The sequence below is a fragment of the Nocardia sp. NPDC046763 genome (assembly GCF_040645495.1).
Lineage (GTDB): Bacteria > Actinomycetota > Actinomycetes > Mycobacteriales > Mycobacteriaceae > Nocardia.
The window spans coordinates 47,088-63,824 of sequence record NZ_JBEYYI010000002.1; the positions used below are offsets into that span (position 1 = coordinate 47,088).

At 68.3% G+C, this 16,737-nt stretch carries 18 protein-coding genes; 11 read left to right on the forward strand and 7 right to left on the reverse strand.

Features of this window, described 5'->3' with window-relative positions:
- Positions 1-175 precede the first annotated feature (175 nt).
- The 3 genes from ABZ909_RS03060 to ABZ909_RS03070 all read left to right on the forward strand — a co-directional run bounded on the left by ABZ909_RS03060 (position 176) and on the right by ABZ909_RS03070 (position 3,306).
- Positions 176-1,693, forward strand: a complete 1,518-nt coding sequence (locus tag ABZ909_RS03060; protein ID WP_356996294.1) for an adenylate/guanylate cyclase domain-containing protein — start codon at positions 176-178, stop codon at positions 1,691-1,693.
- Between the two features lie 4 nt (positions 1,694-1,697).
- Positions 1,698-2,843 carry a YbhN family protein gene (locus ABZ909_RS03065; RefSeq protein ID WP_356995954.1) on the forward strand — a complete coding sequence of 382 codons (1,146 nt, stop codon included), beginning with the start codon at positions 1,698-1,700 and terminating at the stop codon, positions 2,841-2,843.
- A 79-nt stretch (positions 2,844-2,922) separates the two neighbouring features.
- Positions 2,923-3,306 carry a DUF3054 domain-containing protein gene (locus ABZ909_RS03070; RefSeq protein ID WP_356995955.1) on the forward strand — a complete coding sequence of 128 codons (384 nt, stop codon included), beginning with the start codon at positions 2,923-2,925 and terminating at the stop codon, positions 3,304-3,306.
- A gap of 22 nt (positions 3,307-3,328) precedes the next feature.
- Here the strand turns inward: ABZ909_RS03070 and ABZ909_RS03075 are convergent, their stop codons facing one another.
- The gene (locus tag ABZ909_RS03075) at positions 3,329-5,005 is read right to left on the reverse strand and encodes an NTF2-like N-terminal transpeptidase domain-containing protein (protein ID WP_356995956.1); all 1,677 of its coding nucleotides are present in this window, start codon (positions 5,003-5,005) and stop codon (positions 3,329-3,331) included.
- 338 nt (positions 5,006-5,343) lie between these two features.
- Here ABZ909_RS03075 and ABZ909_RS03080 point away from each other — a divergent pair, with 338 nt between their 5' ends.
- A complete protein-coding gene (locus ABZ909_RS03080) occupies positions 5,344-5,949 on the forward strand; it encodes a hypothetical protein (protein ID WP_356995957.1) in 606 nt (201 codons plus the stop codon).
- Positions 5,950-5,961: 12 nt separating this feature from the next.
- Positions 5,962-6,399, forward strand: a complete 438-nt coding sequence (gene aroQ, locus ABZ909_RS03085) for a type II 3-dehydroquinate dehydratase (RefSeq protein WP_356995958.1) — start codon at positions 5,962-5,964, stop codon at positions 6,397-6,399.
- A gap of 197 nt (positions 6,400-6,596) precedes the next feature.
- Here the strand turns inward: aroQ and ABZ909_RS03090 are convergent, their stop codons facing one another.
- Positions 6,597-7,478, reverse strand: coding sequence for an NAD(P)-binding domain-containing protein (locus tag ABZ909_RS03090; protein WP_356995959.1), 882 nt, complete (start codon positions 7,476-7,478; stop codon positions 6,597-6,599).
- Between the two features lie 138 nt (positions 7,479-7,616).
- Between ABZ909_RS03090 and ABZ909_RS03095 the strand changes: the two genes are divergently transcribed.
- Positions 7,617-7,973 (forward strand): helix-turn-helix domain-containing protein, encoded by a 357-nt coding sequence (locus ABZ909_RS03095; RefSeq protein WP_356995960.1) that lies wholly within the window; start codon positions 7,617-7,619, stop codon positions 7,971-7,973.
- On the opposite strand, the gene ABZ909_RS03100 is transcribed toward ABZ909_RS03095, so the two are convergent.
- Positions 7,970-9,085 carry a glycerate kinase gene (locus ABZ909_RS03100; protein WP_356995961.1) on the reverse strand — a complete coding sequence of 372 codons (1,116 nt, stop codon included), beginning with the start codon at positions 9,083-9,085 and terminating at the stop codon, positions 7,970-7,972. The genes ABZ909_RS03095 and ABZ909_RS03100 overlap by 4 nt on opposite strands.
- 98 nt (positions 9,086-9,183) lie before the next feature.
- On the opposite strand from ABZ909_RS03100, the gene ABZ909_RS03105 reads away from it, so the two are divergent.
- The gene (locus ABZ909_RS03105; RefSeq protein WP_356995962.1) at positions 9,184-9,507 is read left to right on the forward strand and encodes a GNAT family N-acetyltransferase; all 324 of its coding nucleotides are present in this window, start codon (positions 9,184-9,186) and stop codon (positions 9,505-9,507) included.
- A gap of 32 nt (positions 9,508-9,539) precedes the next feature.
- Here ABZ909_RS03105 and ABZ909_RS03110 read toward each other — a convergent pair whose 3' ends face one another.
- Positions 9,540-10,301 carry a lysophospholipid acyltransferase family protein gene (locus tag ABZ909_RS03110; RefSeq protein WP_356995963.1) on the reverse strand — a complete coding sequence of 254 codons (762 nt, stop codon included), beginning with the start codon at positions 10,299-10,301 and terminating at the stop codon, positions 9,540-9,542.
- Between the two features lie 125 nt (positions 10,302-10,426).
- Here ABZ909_RS03110 and ABZ909_RS03115 point away from each other — a divergent pair, with 125 nt between their 5' ends.
- The 3 genes from ABZ909_RS03115 (at position 10,427) to ABZ909_RS03125 (ending at position 12,437) form a co-directional block, all read left to right on the forward strand.
- Positions 10,427-11,041, forward strand: coding sequence for a YqgE/AlgH family protein (locus ABZ909_RS03115; protein WP_356995964.1), 615 nt, complete (start codon positions 10,427-10,429; stop codon positions 11,039-11,041).
- Positions 11,042-11,217: 176 nt separating this feature from the next.
- The gene (locus ABZ909_RS03120) at positions 11,218-11,724 is read left to right on the forward strand and encodes a sigma-70 family RNA polymerase sigma factor (protein ID WP_356995965.1); all 507 of its coding nucleotides are present in this window, start codon (positions 11,218-11,220) and stop codon (positions 11,722-11,724) included.
- Positions 11,721-12,437, forward strand: a complete 717-nt coding sequence (locus ABZ909_RS03125; protein ID WP_356995966.1) for a zf-HC2 domain-containing protein — start codon at positions 11,721-11,723, stop codon at positions 12,435-12,437. The genes ABZ909_RS03120 and ABZ909_RS03125 overlap by 4 nt, the downstream gene beginning before the upstream one ends.
- A gap of 53 nt (positions 12,438-12,490) precedes the next feature.
- On the opposite strand, the gene ABZ909_RS03130 is transcribed toward ABZ909_RS03125, so the two are convergent.
- The 3 genes from ABZ909_RS03130 to ABZ909_RS03140 all read right to left on the reverse strand — a co-directional run bounded on the left by ABZ909_RS03130 (position 12,491) and on the right by ABZ909_RS03140 (position 14,893).
- Positions 12,491-13,267, reverse strand: a complete 777-nt coding sequence (locus ABZ909_RS03130) for an ABC transporter permease (RefSeq protein ID WP_356996295.1) — start codon at positions 13,265-13,267, stop codon at positions 12,491-12,493.
- Between the two features lie 44 nt (positions 13,268-13,311).
- On the reverse strand, positions 13,312-14,271 hold the full coding sequence (locus ABZ909_RS03135; protein ID WP_356995967.1) for an ATP-binding cassette domain-containing protein: 960 nt from the start codon (positions 14,269-14,271) through the stop codon (positions 13,312-13,314).
- Between the two features lie 118 nt (positions 14,272-14,389).
- The gene (locus tag ABZ909_RS03140; protein WP_356995968.1) at positions 14,390-14,893 is read right to left on the reverse strand and encodes an EXLDI protein; all 504 of its coding nucleotides are present in this window, start codon (positions 14,891-14,893) and stop codon (positions 14,390-14,392) included.
- A gap of 138 nt (positions 14,894-15,031) precedes the next feature.
- On the opposite strand from ABZ909_RS03140, the gene ABZ909_RS03145 reads away from it, so the two are divergent.
- Positions 15,032-16,735 carry a thiamine pyrophosphate-binding protein gene (locus tag ABZ909_RS03145; RefSeq protein WP_356995969.1) on the forward strand — a complete coding sequence of 568 codons (1,704 nt, stop codon included), beginning with the start codon at positions 15,032-15,034 and terminating at the stop codon, positions 16,733-16,735.
- Positions 16,736-16,737 lie beyond the last annotated feature (2 nt).

Genomic DNA, 16,737 nt, shown 5'->3' on the forward strand with positions numbered 1-16,737 from the left:
CTGATTTCGTTGCGCCAGGGGTAACTCGTCGGGTACCGCCGAATTGGTTCGGCTCTGGTCCGCCGGCACGCGTCCCCAGCGGTCGACGGCTCTCAGTTGCGCGCTGAAGCCCCGGAGAGGCGGGGAAGCTAGATTGGTGATCGTGTCAGCGCCCTTGGAAGCGGTCAAACAGACCATGCATACCCGCTGGCCGCTGTACTTGGCTTCGATGCTGGCGGCCAACGCCTTCGGCGCTGTCCTGGTGTGGGCCTTCATTCAATACGGGCTGCCGGTTCCGGAGGGCGGGACCAGTGCGACCCGGCAGACCGGGCTGCTGATCCCGGGCCTGGTCTTCGTGATCGGCGGGTTCCTGAGCGTGACCGCGTCGGCGCTCATGCTGCGGCCGGTCATGCGGTGGCAGATGCGCGGCGGGCCGCCGTCGCGGCAGGAGCAGATGGCGGCGCTGCACGCCCCGCTGCGGCAGGCCATCGTGCATCTGGTGCTGTGGCTGATCGGCGGTGGCGTGCTGGCCTCGGTCATCATCGTGCGCACCCCGGAGCTGGCCGCGGCGGTGATCGTCACCGAATGTATGGCCGCCACCATCGTTTTCGGCTTCACCTACATGCTGGGCGAACGGATTCTGCGGCCGGTCGCGGCCGAGGCGCTGACCACGGGGGCGTTCGACCACACCCTGACCGCGGGCGTCGGCACCCGGATGGCGATGACCTGGGGCATGGGCACCTTCGCGCCGACGATTGCCATCGTGCTGCTGTGCGTCACCCAGATTTCTTCTCGCGTCCAGTTTTCCGCACAGTCGCTGGCGGTCTCGATTCTGCTGTTGTGCGGTGTGGTGATCATGCAGGCGCTGGCGCTTTCCATGCTCACCGGCTCTTCCATTTCCGATCCGATTCGCCAGCTCAGCCAGGCCATCGACCGCGTGCAGGAGGGTGCGCGGGATGTCCAGGTGGAAGTTTTCGACGGTTCGGAAATCGGGCTGCTGCAGGTTGGCTTCAACCGAATGATGGGTGAGGCCGCCAAGCGCCGGGAACTGCAGGAATTGTTCGGTCAGCATGTCGGTGAGGACGTGGCGCGCCGGGCGCTCGAGTACGGTACCGAACTCGGTGGTGAAACCCGATTCGTGGCGGTGTTGTTCGTGGATATGGTCGGTTCCACCGCGACCGCGGCGGAACGCCCGCCGACCGAAGTGGTCAGTCTGCTCAACGAGTTCTTCCGTGTGGTGGTGGATGTCATCGACCGCAACCACGGGCTCATCAACAAATTCATGGGCGATGCCGCGCTGGCCATCTTCGGCGCCCCGCTGGATCGCCCCGACGCGCCGACCGCGGCGCTCGCCGCGGCCCGTGAGCTGCGTGAAGCCCTGCGCGAGGTAGCCGGGCTGGATATCGGAATCGGTGTTTCCGCGGGGCTCGCGGTGGCCGGGAATATCGGCGGTGCAAATCGTTTCGAATACACCGTGATCGGTGATCCGGTGAACGAGGCGTCGCGCCTGACCGAACTCGCCAAGGACCGCCCGGAACGCGTCCTGACCTCGTCGAGCGCACTGTTCTTCGCCGATGAGAACGAGCAGCGGCATTGGCAGACCGGCGAAGAGGTGCAACTGCGCGGGCGCCGCCGGAAAACCCGGTTGGCCTGGCCGCGGGAAAGCACCGACCCGGCTGAAGCAGACGAGGCGGCGGCGAGTTCGTTAGGCTGACGGCGTGACGGCCCATGGTGAGCTGGCCGGCGATCCTGCGCCGCCCGCGGATGACTCGCACCGTGGCAGGTTCTGGTGGGCCAAATGGGTTCTCGGCGCCGCGCTGGCGGCGTTGCTGATTTCCGAAGGCATATATCTATATCCGCGCCTGCACGAATCCTGGAAGAACCTCACCGAAATCCACTGGGGATGGGTCGCCGCCTGCATCGTCATGGCGGCGTTTTCCATGAGTGGCTTCGGTCGCATTCAGAAACAGCTGCTGCACGCCGGCGGCGTCGAGGTGAGCCAGCGGAAATCGGTGTCGGTGGTGTACGGCTCCACCGGTATGTCGCTGACGCTGCCCGCGGGCCAGGTGTTCTCGGCCGCCTTCACCTACCGGCAGACCCGGCGCTGGGGCGCCAGCCCGATCGTGGCGTCATGGCAGCTGGTGATGTCGGGCGTGATCGCGGCGGCCGGGCTGACGCTGCTGGGCCTGTTCGGTGCGGTGCTGTCCGGGGACCGGGTCGGCCCCGGCAAGGTGATTCTGACGCTGGGCACCGTCGCCCTGCTGATCTGGACCTTCAACTACGTCTCTCGCCACCCCGGCGGGGTGCAGGCGCTGGCGCAGCGAATCCTGCACCTGGTCAATCGGATTCGGCGCAAGCCCGCCGACGCCGGTATGGAGAAGGTGGCCGAGATCCTGACCCAGCTGGAGTCGGTGGATCTGGGCAAACGGGATGGCGCGTGGGTGGCGGTGTGGGCGCTCGTGCACCGGCTCGCCGATGTGGCCTGCCTGGGTTTCGCCTGCTACGCGGTGGGCGCGGATCCGCACTGGGCCGGGCTCATGCTGGCCTTCGCGGCCGGAAAGGCCGTGGGCACCATTCCTTTGGCGCCGGGCGGCATCGTCTACGTGGACGCCACCCTCATCTACTCGCTGACCGCGGCGGCCGGGCTGCCGGCCGCGCAGGCCGTGGCGGCCGCGTTCCTCTACCGACTGATCAGCTTCATCCTGGTTGCGATCGTCGGCTGGATCGTCTTCCTCTTCCTGTACCGCAAGCCACAGGCCGATGACGCCGAGCTCGAGAAGGAATTCGAGGAGCGCGGCAATTCGCTGGTCACCGACCGGCGCCGGTCCAATCCGCCGGCCGATCCGGACACGGCGTCGGCCTGACCCATCCCGTCCGGCGTGACCGGCCAGAGTGGAGTGTCCCTGCACAGGCGCACCCGGGACGCCCGATACCCTGTGCCGCGTGAAGAAACTCGTGCCATTCGTCGTCGATGTCGCCCTCGTGGTCGTGTTCTGTGCGATCGGGCGGCGCAGTCACGACGAGGCGATCGGCGCGGGGCTGCTGCGCACCGTCTGGCCGTTCGGCACGGGGTTGCTGCTGGGCTGGGTGATCGCGCTGGCGCTGGCGGCGGGCCGGGAAGGCGTGAGCGCGGTACGACGTTTCGACGGCCGCGCGGTATGGCCGACCGGCGTGATCGTGTGGCTGAGCACCCTGGTCGGCGGCATGCTGCTGCGTGCCGCATCCGATCAGGGCCTCGCCGTCAGCTTCTTCCTGGTGGCCGCGACCTTCCTGGCCCTGTTCCTGATCGGCTGGCGCGCCGCCGTGCAGGTGCTGCGCTCTCGTTGACGTAGCAGGTACCGCACTCTCGTCAGTCGGGCGAGGCCAGCGACTGGAGCAGGCGCGCCGCCACCCGCGCGGTGAGATCCCCGCTGTCCGGATCGTCGATGTGGATGGCGAAGGCCAGATCTCCCATGGTGGCGATGAGCCAGGCGTTGTTGCCGGTGGTGGCCCCGAAGGCCTGGACATCGCGATACCTGTTGAGGCTGGCCATCTCCGGCGCGCCGACCCCGTCACGCAGCATGCCGCGCAGCCGGTCGGTGGCCTCGCCGGGCAGTGCGGCCAGGTCGGCCTCGGTGGTGGCGGGCTGACCGATGGTGATCATCGGCTTGGGCACCTGGCCCTTGGCGATGGCGGCCGCCGCGATGGCCATGCCCCACGGGCTGGCCAGCAGCGAGTCGGCGGCATTGCCGCGGCCCACGTTCTCGGCGGCGTTCTTGCCGGTGGGCAGCCGGCCGGTGGTCTCGTCGAGGCCGGGCACCTTGAAGTCGATGCCGATGCCGAGCAGGCTGGCCGCGTCCGCCGCGTCACCGACCGAGACATCCTGCGGCGCTTTGTGTTTGGTCACCGCCGCGACGTTCTTGAACAGCTCGATCATGCCGCCGACCGGGTACTGCCCGGTAAAGGCGATATTGCCGTGCTCGCTGGCCTGACTGTTCTGCGCCACTGCGACCAGGGCCCCGCTGGAGGGCTGGATGGCCACGATCGAGGTGGGCGAGCCGGTGCTCACCGCGGCGTCCTCGGTGGCGCGCTGCAGGCGCTGATCCATGGTCGCCGGAATGTCGGGTCCGGGCGGGCCCTGCTCGCCGGCCAGCTGGGTGACGAAACGGCCGTCGGGCTCGAACAATTGCACGCCCCAGCCGGAGTGTGCGTCGCGATCGTCCTGCCACACCTTGGTGAGCGCGTCGAGCATGGGCGACCAGACCCGGCGGTCCGCGGAGATGAGTTTGGGCTGCTTCAGCAGCACCACACCCGGGATCGGGGCCATGCGCGGCTCGAGGATATTGAAGTCGCCGTCGCGCAGGTTGACCGCGACGAAGGGTTTGCCCTGCGCGGCCGCGAGCTGCTGCATCAGCGACGGTCCGTCGATGAGCGGCGCGACCGGGGCGATGGCGGCGGCCAGCGCGTTGGTGGAGGCGACCGGGTCGGTGATCTTGGCCGGGTCCAGCTGGACCACATTGATGGTCTGCTCGGTCATGAGCGGCTGGCCGACGATGTCGTTCACCCGGGGCGAGGGGGTGGCGAAGGTGCGCACCAGCTTGGCGCTGCGCTTGGCGTCCAGCTGCGGCATGACCATGGCCGGATCCCACGAGATGCGCCAGCCCACACTGAGTTTGCGCACGGTGCCCTGCAGGTCGTATTTCCAGTCCCGCTTGTCGCCGAAGTTCCAGGCGCCGGTCATGGAGAAGAGTCCGGTCGTACCGTTCAGTCCGGTGAACTGGGTCACGCGGTAGTCGGGCTTGCCCGAGTCGAGCCCCTCGAAGACTTGCTTCAGCGTTGCCGAGGCACCCGCCGGGTAGGAGGTCAGCCGTGACGCGCCGTCATAGTCCTTCTTGTCGATCAGCGTGGTGAACCGTTCGACCACCGCCTCCGCACCCGTCGATCGCTCCCGAAAACCACATGACCCCATCGCGATCGCGACGGCTGCCACACCCGCGAGTGCGATCGCACCCCGTACCCGGAAGCGGCGGGATCCCCACACATCCATATCGCCCACTCTTCACTCTGGCCACATCAGCAACAGATCCACGGTACCGCGCGGCGAACGCCCGCGGCTTCACCATCCCACCAGGCGCACTTGCATCGAGCACCACCATAGTGCCGAAATCGGTCAGCAGGGACCACTTACATGATCACCGGTCGGTTACAGCCCCTGGCGTATTCGAGACTCGGCAGACCGTCCGGTTCTCACTGGTGACAGCGCTTTACACCTGCCTCGGCGAAGCCGCCGCTCCTCGTTCTCCCAGAGCAGAACCCAGTCGCACTGAAACGACGTAACGTTGTAATCAGCATTACAACTCCTTGCAGTAAGTGAGTGTGACCAACATGAGACACGGACATCGTGGACACGGTTTCGGGCGCACGGGCGGCTGGCAGCAGGCCGACCTTCCCGACGCTTCGGACGCTCCCGCCTGGTTCGCTGGAAGATTGCCAGCCGACTGGTTCACCGGCCCCGCCACCCTCGAAGTCGATCGCGACGAAATCGTCGTCCTCGGCGAACTCCCCCTTCCCCCGGCCGAACCCGCCCCGGGCGCCGACGCTCCCGCCGAGGACGCGGCACCGGCCGCCGTCCCGCAGGCCACCCGCGAGGGCATCATCGCCCGCTTCCGGGAGACCACCCGCCCCGCCCGCATGCAGATCGCCCAGGAGGCCCAGGCCCGCTACGGCCGCAATGTCGCCTGGGGCGTGCTGGTGGACGGCGAGCGAATCATGTTCACCCACCTGGCCGTTCCGGTCATGACCCGGTTGCGCCAGCCCGAGCGCAAGGTGCTCGACACCCTCGTCGACGCCGGCGTGGCCCGCTCCCGCTCCGACGCGCTGGCCTGGACGGTCAAACTGGCCGGTAAGCACGCCGAGGAGTGGCTCGCGGAATTACGCACGGCCATGCGTAAGGTCGACGACCTGCGCACGGAGGGACCGAGCGGCCTCTAATACAGTGGGCGCATGGCTGCTTCCGGTCCGATCCTGGTGCTCAACGGCCCGAACCTGAACATGCTCGGCACCCGCCAGCCCGAGGTGTACGGGTCCGACACCCTCCACGACGTGGTGGAACTGTGCCGCAAGACCGCGGCGCGGTTCGACCGGGAGATCGTGGCGTTCCAGTCCAATCACGAAGGCGCGCTGATCGACCGGATCCACGCCGCGCGCGGGGTGGAGGCGGGCATCGTCATCAATCCGGGCGGGCTCACCCACACCTCGGTGGCGCTGCGCGACGCGCTGGTGATTCCGGAGGTGCCGATCGTGGAGGTGCACATCAGCAATGTGCATGCCCGCGAGGAGTTCCGACACCACTCCTACGTCTCCCCCATCGCCACCGCGGTGATCGCGGGGATGGGCATCCAGGGTTACGCGGCGGCGATCGAATTCCTCTGCGTCCGCTGACGGATCGAAGCTCGGGGCTCGACCCCGAAACCCGAACAGGGCCCGGCTCCTCGAGAGCCGGGCCCCTTTCCGTCTCCGGATGGATAGCTTGTCCACCCCAAAATGCAGTGGATATGCCCTCACCACCGGTGGAGATCATCTTCTCCACCGCGCCCTTCCCTCACCTCGGCTCCGAGACCGCCTGATTCCCGTGCGGCTCAGGCGTTCTCGGAGCCCGCTCCCATGAGTTCGAAGGTCGACACCGCCCGGCCCGCCGCCGCGCTGGCGGCGACGGCCCGGCGCCAGAACGCCTGCGCCGCGTGCGAGAGGGCGGCGTCCACGCCGACCTCCGCACTGGCGTCGATGATGTGCTGCGCGCCCGCGTCCATCATGCGCAGTCCGGCCACATCGGCCCAGCCGCCGTTCTGGTTCTCCACCGAGAACTGCTCCATGAAGTACGGGAAGGCGGCGTTGGAGCGCACCGCGAACGGCACGAACTGCGCGATGTCGTGCCCGGAGCCCGCGATCATGGCCGTGGCCTGGTCGAAGGCCAGCAGCCAGGGATGGAAGATGGTGAGCAGGCCCTGGTAGAAAACCTGCGCCAGGCCGTCATCCGGGCCCAGGTACTCCTGCGGGCTCAGCGGGCGCAGCAGTTCGGCATGCGCGTCGAAGACCGCACGCGGGCCGCTGTAGAAAATGTAGGACGCCGGGTGTTCGATATTGTCGCCCGCCGACATCACACCGCCGGAAAGGAATTCGGCGCCGCGCTGCCGCAACCACGCCGCACCCCGGCGGGCCTGCTCGGGCGAATCCGACGAGAGATTGGCGATCACCTTGCCGCGCAGGTGATCCGAAGCCGGACCCAGCACGTCGTACATGGCGGCGTAGTGGGTGAGGCTGAGCACGGCCACCGCATTGTCATCGAGCGCCTCGGCGACCGTGGCCGCCCGCCGGGCCCCGAGTTCGACCATGGCGTCGGCCTGCTCCGGACTGCGGTTCCAGACCGTCACCTCGATTCCGGCCTTCAGGAACGCCGCGACCATGGCCCGCCCCATCGGGCCCAGACCGATGACGGTGACGGATCGACGCAGATCAGACATGGTGTATCCCCTTCGATTTCGGCTGTTCGGGACTGGCGCGCCGGAATCGATGGTGGCCGGGATCGGTAGCCTCGGGAAGACCGCACCTGCGTGTGTGGTTGCTTACCCGAAGGTTCGAAATCTGGTCAGGAGGACGCGATGAGTACCGGCGGTGACGCGGATCACGAGGTGTGCGGCATGTCCGTGGCCATCGAGGCGGTCGGCGGCAAATGGAAGATGCACCTGATGTGGGTGCTGGCCGAGGGACCGCAGCGGTTCGGGCAGATCCGGCGGCTGCTGACCGGTGTCAGCGAGAAGGTGCTCGCGGAGAACCTGCGGCAGCTGGAGGCCAGCGGCATCGTGCACCGCGAGATCTACCCGGAAGTGCCGCCGCGCGTGGAGTATTCGCTCACCGAGCTGGGCTGGGAACTCAGCGCGGCGCTGCGGCCGCTGGAGGAGTGGGGCGACCGCAATCGGAATCGGATTCCCGGCCGCGCGCTCAGCCCGGCCACCTAGGACCCCGCGATCCGCTCCCCGATCCGTTCCAGCAGGGCGGCGGCGTTCGCCATGCTACGGGCCGGATCGGGCTCCAGCTCGGACAGCGCGTAGGCGGTGGCGAATCCGGCCTCCCGCACCTGATCCGGGGTGAGCAGGACCCGGCCCGCCACCGCGACCACCGGGACGCCCGCCGTCCGCGCCGCCCGGCAGACCCCGATCGGGGCCTTGCCGGACAGGCTCTGGGTATCCAGCGAGCCTTCCCCGGTGACGACCAGATCCGCGTCCGCCAGCTGGGCCCGGAAATCGATCAGGTCGAGGACCAGCTCGATGCCCGAGCGCATCCGCGCGCCCAGCGCCGCCAGCGCCCCGAAGCCCGTGCCGCCCGCCGCGCCCGCACCCGGTTTGTCGGCCCATTCCGGACCCAGCACCGCAGCCCAATTCTTCAGCGCCGCTTCGAGAGTGGCGACCTGCCCGGGATCCGCGCCCTTCTGCGGCGCGTAGATCGCGGCCGCGCCATCCGCGCCGAGCAGCGGATTGTCCACATCGCTGGCCAGCGTCACCGTCGCATCGGCCAGCCCGGGGTGCAGATCATCGCGATCCACCCGCACCGCACGCGCGAGTGCCGCTCCACCGCAGGGCAATTCGTTTCCGTCGGCGTCGAGGATGCGCAGTCCGAGCGCCTGCAGCAGGCCCGCCCCGCCGTCGGTCGAGGCGCTCCCGCCCAGCCCGAGCACGATGTCGCGCGCTCCCCGATCGAGCGCGTCCCCGATCACGTCCCCCACCCCGTAGGTGCTGGCGTGCAGTGGATCGGGCTGCCCGCCGGGGAGTTTCGCGAGGCCGCTGACCGCGGCCAGCTCCACCACGGCCACCCGCCCGCGGACCGCATACGAGGTGGTCACCGGCGCCAGCGTCGGCCCGTAGCTCTCGACCTGCACCCGCTCCCAACCCGCCGCAACGAAGGCGTCGACCGTCCCGTCCCCGCCGTCGGCGACGGGTGTCCGCTGTACCGCGGCGCAGGGGGCGGCGCGGGTGATCCCGCCGGCCAGCGCGTCCGCCACCTGCGTGGCGCTCAGTGAGCCCTTGAACTTGTCCGGGGCCAGCAGCACCCGGCGCGGCGGTGGGTTCGTCATGTCTACATTTTGATCTCCGATGTGGGAAGCGACACTCCGGACGCCACCATTTGGTCAAACGATCAAATAGCCGTCACGGGACGACTAACGTCGCACCCATGGCGAGTGAGTCGATCGAGGTCCGCAAGAACGCCGCACTGGATCGGTTCGAGCTGTACATCGACGGATACCTCGCCGGGGTCCTGGCCTATCAGGACACCGCCGAGGAGCGGGCCTTCGTGCACACCGAGGTCTACCCGCAATTCGAGGGCCTGGGTTACGGGCGCAAGATCGTGCAGGGCGCGCTGGACCAGACCCGCGACGACGGGTTCGGGATCCTGCCGTTGTGCCCGATGGTGCACCACTTCGTCGAATCCCGGCCCGAGTACCTGGCTTTGGTGCCGAAGTGGTCGAGGGAACGGCTCGGCCTGCCCCAGCAGTGATCGCGGTCGGCACTCCTCGACAGCACCGACGATCAGTACGCCTTGACCGCGCCGTCCAGCGCGTTCTGCAGTTCTTCGCGTACCACCCGCGTGATCTCGGCGGGCTTGGTGGGCAGCTCCGCCACGGGCATGCCGAAGTAGAAGCTGGCCGAGCGCGCCTCCTCCTTGGTGGGTTCCACCGCGGGATCCAGCCGCGGGCCGTAACTGAGACCCAGGCTCACCAGCACCGGTTCCGCCCCGAGCTTCCTGGCCCGGAAGGCGATGTGCCCGATGCCGGTTCCGATCGTCTGCACCTGGGTGGGGTCCACGTCGTTGCAGGTGCCCTCCGGGAACACCGCCACCCCGTCACCGCGCGCCATGCGCTCGGCGCAGATGTCGATCATGCGCTGCCCGGCCGCATTCACCGCGCGCAGGCCGTGGTCCTTGCCCCGGAAGACCGGGATGCCGCCCATCATGTCGATGCGCTCGCGCAGCTTGGTCTCGGTGAACAGCTCGTCCTTGGCCAGCACCCGGGTGTGCCCGATGACCGGCCGCAACGCGCTGCGCCAGGCCGCGGCGCCGACGGTGTACGGATCCAGCTGGGAGAGGTGGTTCACCGCGATGAGCAGCGGTCGCCGCTGGGAGATGAACTCCCGCAGCCGGTCCCGCGCCCCAGCCGCGTAGGTCACCCGGGGGCGATAGCGACGACCCAGCAGCCAGTAGGCCGCCCGCGCCTTCAGCAGGTTCTGCTGGTGGTCACGATAGAAGTCGTAGACTGCGTCGCTGTTCTCGAGTACGACCTCAGGGCGTTCCATAGCGCCCACCCTAGCTACCAACCGCAAGGTATGCGGGACAAGATTTTCGCGGCCCACAGCGGCACAAATGGGTAAGCGGCAAATTATGCAACGCAATTGGTCTGTGTCAGTGCGATGATGGCTGAGTGGCACGCGCAGAGGAACACGGTGACCGTTCTCGACGCGAATTCCGGCATGAGGACCAGGTGGTTCGACCAGGGACCCTGCTGGTGTCCGCGACCGATCTGACCGAGCCGTCGTTCCGACGGTCGGTGGTCTACATCCTCGAACACAATGACGGCGGCACCTGGGGCGTGGTCCTCAACAAGCCCAGCGACACCGCCCTGCACGATGTGCTCCCCAACTGGTCCGAACTGGCCGCCGGCCCCCGCGCGCTCTACATCGGGGGCCCGGTGAAACGCGATGCGGCGCTGTGCCTGGCCACCATCAAGGTGGGTGCGTCCATTGCCGGGCTGACCGGCGTACGCCGGGTGGACGGCCGGGTGGTCCTGGTGGACCTGGATTCCGATCCGGACCGCATCGAGGGTCTGGTCGAGGGCATCCGGGTCTTCGCGGGCTACGCCGGCTGGACCTTCGGGCAGCTGGAAGGCGAACTGGATCGCGGCGATTGGATCGTCCTGTCCGCCCTGCCCACCGACCCGCTGGCGGGCCGCATCGACCTCTGGGCCCACGTCCTGCGCCGCCAGCCGCTGCCGCTGTCCCTGCTGGCCACGCACCCGATCGAACTGGAACGCAACTAGGATCGTGAATCCGGTATGGGTATGGACACCCTCCGGAACGTGACAACTGAACTGGTGACATATGGGTAACTCACCGGGTACGCCCAGAACTCGACCAGCTCCACACCACCGGTCCGGTGCGCGACCGGTTCGGCATCCGGCTGTCGGCAAGAGGCGCGGAGAGGCGGGTTAGCGCGATGCCGGAGGACCAGGCGGCCTTGCTCCGCGCGCTGTACGACGAGCACGCGGCGGCGCTGTGGAGGTACACCTACGGGCTGGTCGGAGATCCGGGCCGGGCCGAGGACATCGTGCAGGAGACCTTGCTGCGTGCCTGGCAGCGGCCCAATGTGCTGGACCAGTCCACCAGTTCGGCGCGGGCCTGGCTCTTCACGGTCGCCCGCAATCTGGCCGTGGACGAGCATCGCAGCGCGCGCAGCCGGCGCGAATTCCGCACCGATCACCCGCCGGAGGTACTCGAACCGGACAAGACGGATCGGGCGCTGGACGGGTGGCTGGTGGCGGATGCGCTGGCGCGGCTGAGCATCGATCACCGCGACGTAATCGTCCGTGCCTACTACCGGGGCCTGTCCACGCATCAGATCGCGGAGGAACTGGAGATCCCGGAGGGCACGGTCAAGTCCCGGATGCACTACGGCATGCGGGCATTGCGATTGGTGCTGCAGGAGATGGGGGTGACGAGATGACCGAGGGCCATGAACCATGCGATGGCTACACCACCTGGGACGGCGCGTATGTGCTCGGCGCTCTCGCCCGGGACGACCGCCGCGAGTACGAGGAGCATCTGACCGGATGCGAGTCCTGCCGTGCGGCCGTGTCGAAACTGGCCGGTCTGCCCGGCCTGCTGGCCCTGGTGGATGCCGAGACCGCGTTGTCGGTTGCGGCGCAAGACGATCCGCCCTCCACCGTGCCGCCGCCACCCGAGCGGCTGCTGCCGACCCTGGCGGCGCGGGCCGCCAAACGGCGGCGCCGGGGGCGATGGGAAGCGATCGGCGGAGCAGTGGCGGCGGCGGCCGCGGCGGTGACCATCGCGATTCCGGTGACCGCCACCGTGGCCCAGCACGAGGGCCCGACCTTCGTACAGCAGGTGGTGGCGCAGGGTCCGCTGAAGCCGCAGACCGACACCCCGATCCAGGCCACCTTCAAGGTGATGTCGATCAACGGCCAGACCCGGGTCGACATGTGGTGCCAGTACCCGCCCTCGGACGAGGAGTACGTGTGGACGCTGTCGCTGTGGGTGACCCGCAACGACGGCGTGCAGTCCAAGCTCGCCGAATGGACGGTCAAGCCGGGGCAGACGCTGACTCCGGACGGCACCACCTCGGTCTCGCCGGAGCAGTTGAAGACGGTCGAGATTCGCAACGGGTCCGGGAAAGTCCTGCTGGCAGCTGGCATCTGAGCACGCGCGCGAACGGCGCGCCCCGGGTGGGAGCGCGCCGTCCGGCACCGTGACTACCGGGTCTTGCGGCGGAAAGTCGTGGTGGACCAGAAATATCCGAACACGCCGATCACCACGCACCAGCCGATGGCCAGGATGCCGTTGTGCCCGATCGGCCCGCCCATCAGCAGCCCGCGCAGGGTCTCGGTGATCGGGGTGAAGGGCTGGTACTCGGCGAACTGCTTCACCCCCGCCGGCATGGTGTCCGTCGGCACCAGGCCGCTGCCCAGGAAGGGCAGGAACAGAATCGGCATGGGCATGTTGGACGCGCTCTCCGGGGTCTGGGCGATCAGGCCGAAGCCGACGCCGAGCCAGTTCAGCGCGAAGACGGTCAGGCCGATGAGGCCGAAGGCCGCCAGCCATTCCACCAGGTTGGCGTGCGGCCGGAAGCCGATGGCCACGGCCATCAACGTCATGGCGACCACGCCCAGCATGCCCTGGATCAGGGTGCCGACCACCTGCCCGGTGAGTACCGAGGCGTGCGAGAAGTGCATGGTGCGAAAGCGATTGATGATGCCCTTGGTCATATCGGTGGCCATGCCGACCGCGACGCCCGCGACCATGTACGCCGGGATGATGAGCATCATGCCGGGCGTCAGGTAGTCGATGTACCGGCCACCGGTGGCCGATTTCAGCGCACCGCCGAACACGTAGTCGAACAGCAGCAGCAGGAACACCGGCATGATGATCAGGGAGAAGGTCATGCCCGGATACCGCTTGGCGTGCACCAGGTTCCGGCGCAGCATGGTCTTCGAGTCGGCGAACGACATGGTCAGAGTCGGCCCGCCCATCACCCCACCGCCACCCCTGTTGGAATCGCTACGCGATGCAATCTTCATTTGGAGGTCTCCTTCTCTGGAGCGTGGCCGCCGGTGAGGGCCAGGAAGACGTCGTCGAGGTCGGGGGTGTGCACGGACAGGCCCGCGGGTTCCACCCGGGCCGCGTCGAGGCGGTCGATCACCTCGCGGACCGAGCGCACCGCGCCGTCGCTCGGAATGGCCAGCGTGAGGTCACCGTTGACCTGCGCGGCATCACCGAAAAGCCGTGCGGCGGATTCGAATTCGGCGCGCTCGCCGAAGTCCAGGCGGATGTAGCCGCCGGGCACCATGCGCTTGAGCTGATCGGCCGTGCCCTGGGCGACCAGTTGCCCCCGGTGCAGGACGGCGATGCGGTCGGCCAGCTGGTCGGCTTCTTCCAGGTACTGGGTGGTGAGGAAGATGGTGACGCCCCGCGCGGTGAGGTCGCGGATGATGTCCCACATGCCACGGCGGCTGCGCGGATCCAAACCCACGGTGGGCTCGTCGAGGAAGATGATGCGCGGATCGCCGACCAGGGTCATGGCCAGGTCCAGGCGGCGGGTCATGCCGCCGGAGTAGCTCGAGGCGATCTTGTCGGCGGCCTCCTCCAGATCGAAGGTGGCCAGCAGTTCCGCTGCCAGCCTGCGGCTTTCGGGGCGCGGCAGGTGGTGCAGGTCGCCCATGAGAATGAGGTTCTCGCGGCCGGTGAGGAGTTCGTCCACGGCCGAGAACTGGCCGGTGACCCCGATGATCGAGCGCACGCCGTCGGGCTGGGTGGCGGGATCGAAACCGCCGACACTGATCTCGCCGCCATCGGCGTGTTTCAGGGTGGACAGGATCTCGACCGTGGTGGTCTTGCCCGCGCCATTGGGGCCGAGCAGCGAGAAGACGCTGCCCTCCGGGACGGGGAAGTCGATGCGGTCGAGCACGATGTGCTCACCGAAGGATTTGCAGAGGCCGGTGACCGCGATGGCCGCCGGTGCAGGGTCGTTGTACATGTCTCCCTCTCATCAATAGATAGGCATGAATGCATACGTCATCCAGGCCGTGACCGCCGAGGCTTGCGATCAAAGTGTTTTGGTTTCAGCTATTCAGTTGTGCTACCGGGTTTTTCGATCAGATATCGAGGTCCTCGACCTGCGAGTGCTCGGTGGCGTCCACGACGCGGGCGTAGAGGCGATCGGGAATCTTGCCCTCCAGATCCTGGAGGGTGTCGTAGACCTCGAGGGTGAAATCGCCCCAATCCTGTTCGCCCAGACCGAGGAAGCGACGCCACTGGCGCCAATTGGTGTCGGTCGGAAACTCCGACCAGTTGGAGAAGTGGCTGTGCACCGCATACGCGCCCTTGCGGGTGCGGTACACCCGGATGTCCTCGATGCGCTCGTTGGCCATCTGGTGCCAGTGGGTGAGCAGGGCGCCGGAGAACCGGACCTGCCGGGTACCGTCCTTGCCCACCTTCAGGACCACCTCGTCGTAGCCCTGTTGCCGGCCCTCCTCGAGCTCGATGAAGCGCCGCAGTGCCGTCACGATCGCGCCCGACAGATTGCCCCCCACCAGCTCCTGCGCGCGCTGAAACAGCTTCAGGTCATCATCGGACACGTAAATCGTCTTGTTCGGCATGCACCAACTATACGTAGACGTATACATACACTGCAAGACCTGTCGCGAAACGCGGAGATTGAACCGCTGACGACTCGCATCCGTATCCCGGTTGAAGGCACTCGGGCACCGGTGGCTGCCACCGGAAAGGACGCGCCCATGCATAGCGGCACACGGGTCGCTGACCAGCTGGTCAAGGCGGTATCGGCGCTGGGCGTCGGGCACATATTCGGCGTCGACGGAGCAAATATCGAAGACCTCTACGATGCGGCTTTCGATCATCGGGGTCTTATCACCGCCGTGGTGGCCAAGCATGAGTTCGGCGCGGCCACCATGGCCGACGGGTATGCGCGTTCGACCTCCGGCCTCGGTGTCGTGTGCGCGACCTCCGGCGGCGGCGCCGTGAACCTCGTCGCCGGGCTGGCCGAATCGTTCGCCTCCCGGGTGCCGGTGCTGGCACTGATCGGCCAGCCCCCGACCGTCCTGGAGGGCAGGGGCGCGTTCCAGGACACGAGTGGGCAGGCCGGCGCCTTCGACGCGGTCGCGCTCTACACGCCGATCTCGCACTACTGTGCCCGCGTCGAGGCCCCCGCCGACCTGCCCGCTCACCTCGCCCACGCGGTCTCCGCCGCCCGCCGGGGCGGGCCCGCGGTGCTGTTGCTGCCCAAGGACATTCAGCAGGCCGACCTGGTCGCCCCGGATTTCGTGCCGCCCGCGCGCGCCTACCGCCGCGACATCGAGAACCTGTGGCGGGTGCTGCACACCGTGCGCCGCGCCCGGGCGGTCGGCAAGATCGTGATCATCGCCGGGGACCAGGTGGCCCGCGACGACGCCCGCGACGAACTGGCCGCCTTCGCCGCCGCCGTGGACGCCGCCGTCGGGGTCGCGCCCGACGCCAAGGACGTCTACCACCACGCGGACCCCGGCTATTGCGGCGTCGCGGGCAGCATGGGCAATCCCGAACTGCTCGACGTCCTGCGCGGCGCGGAACTGTGCCTGCTGATCGGCACCCGCATGCCGGTCACCGCCCGGGCCGGGCTGGAGGACGCGCTCGCGGCGGTGCCGCTGGCCGGAATCGGCGCGCTGCCGCCGTTCCTGCCCGCCGGGCACGCGCACAGCAACGACCTGGCCGAGACCCTCGCCGAGCTGATCGGCGCATTGGATTCCGACGACGGCGAAACCGAGGCGCGGATCATCCCGCTGCGGCCGCACCCGTCCGGCGAGCCCACCCTGACCCCGCTGCCCGTGCCGCCCTCCGACGGTCCCGGGCTGCGCTATCGCGAGGTGGTGGAGACCATCAACGACGCGCTGCCCCCGGGCTCGGACGTCTTCGCCGACGCCGGCAATACCGGTGCGGCCGTGGTGCATCACCTGCGGCTGCCGCGGCACGGGCGCTTCACGGTGGCGCTCGGCATGGGCGGCATGGGCTATGCCTTCGGGGCCGGGATCGGGTCGGCCTTCGCCCGGCACCGCCGCCCGGACGGCGGGCAGCGGCGCACCTACGTCATCGCGGGCGACGGCGCATTCTTCATGCACGGCATGGAGATTCACACCGCGGTCGAACACCGGCTGCCGATCACCTTCATCGTCCTCAACAACAACGCGCACGCCATGTGCCTCACGCGCGAGCAGCTGTACTACGGGGATCGCTACAGCTTCAACAGATTTCGTCCCGCGTATCCGGGCGCGGGGATGGCCGCCATGTTCCCGGATCTGTGCACCCACGCACCGGAGAACCGGACCGACCTGGCCGCAGCACTACGGCACTGCGCCGACCGCCCGGGACCGTCGTTCGTCGCGATCGACTGCGATCCCGACGAAATCCCGCCGTTCACACCGTTCCTGACGCCACCCGGGAGGTAACC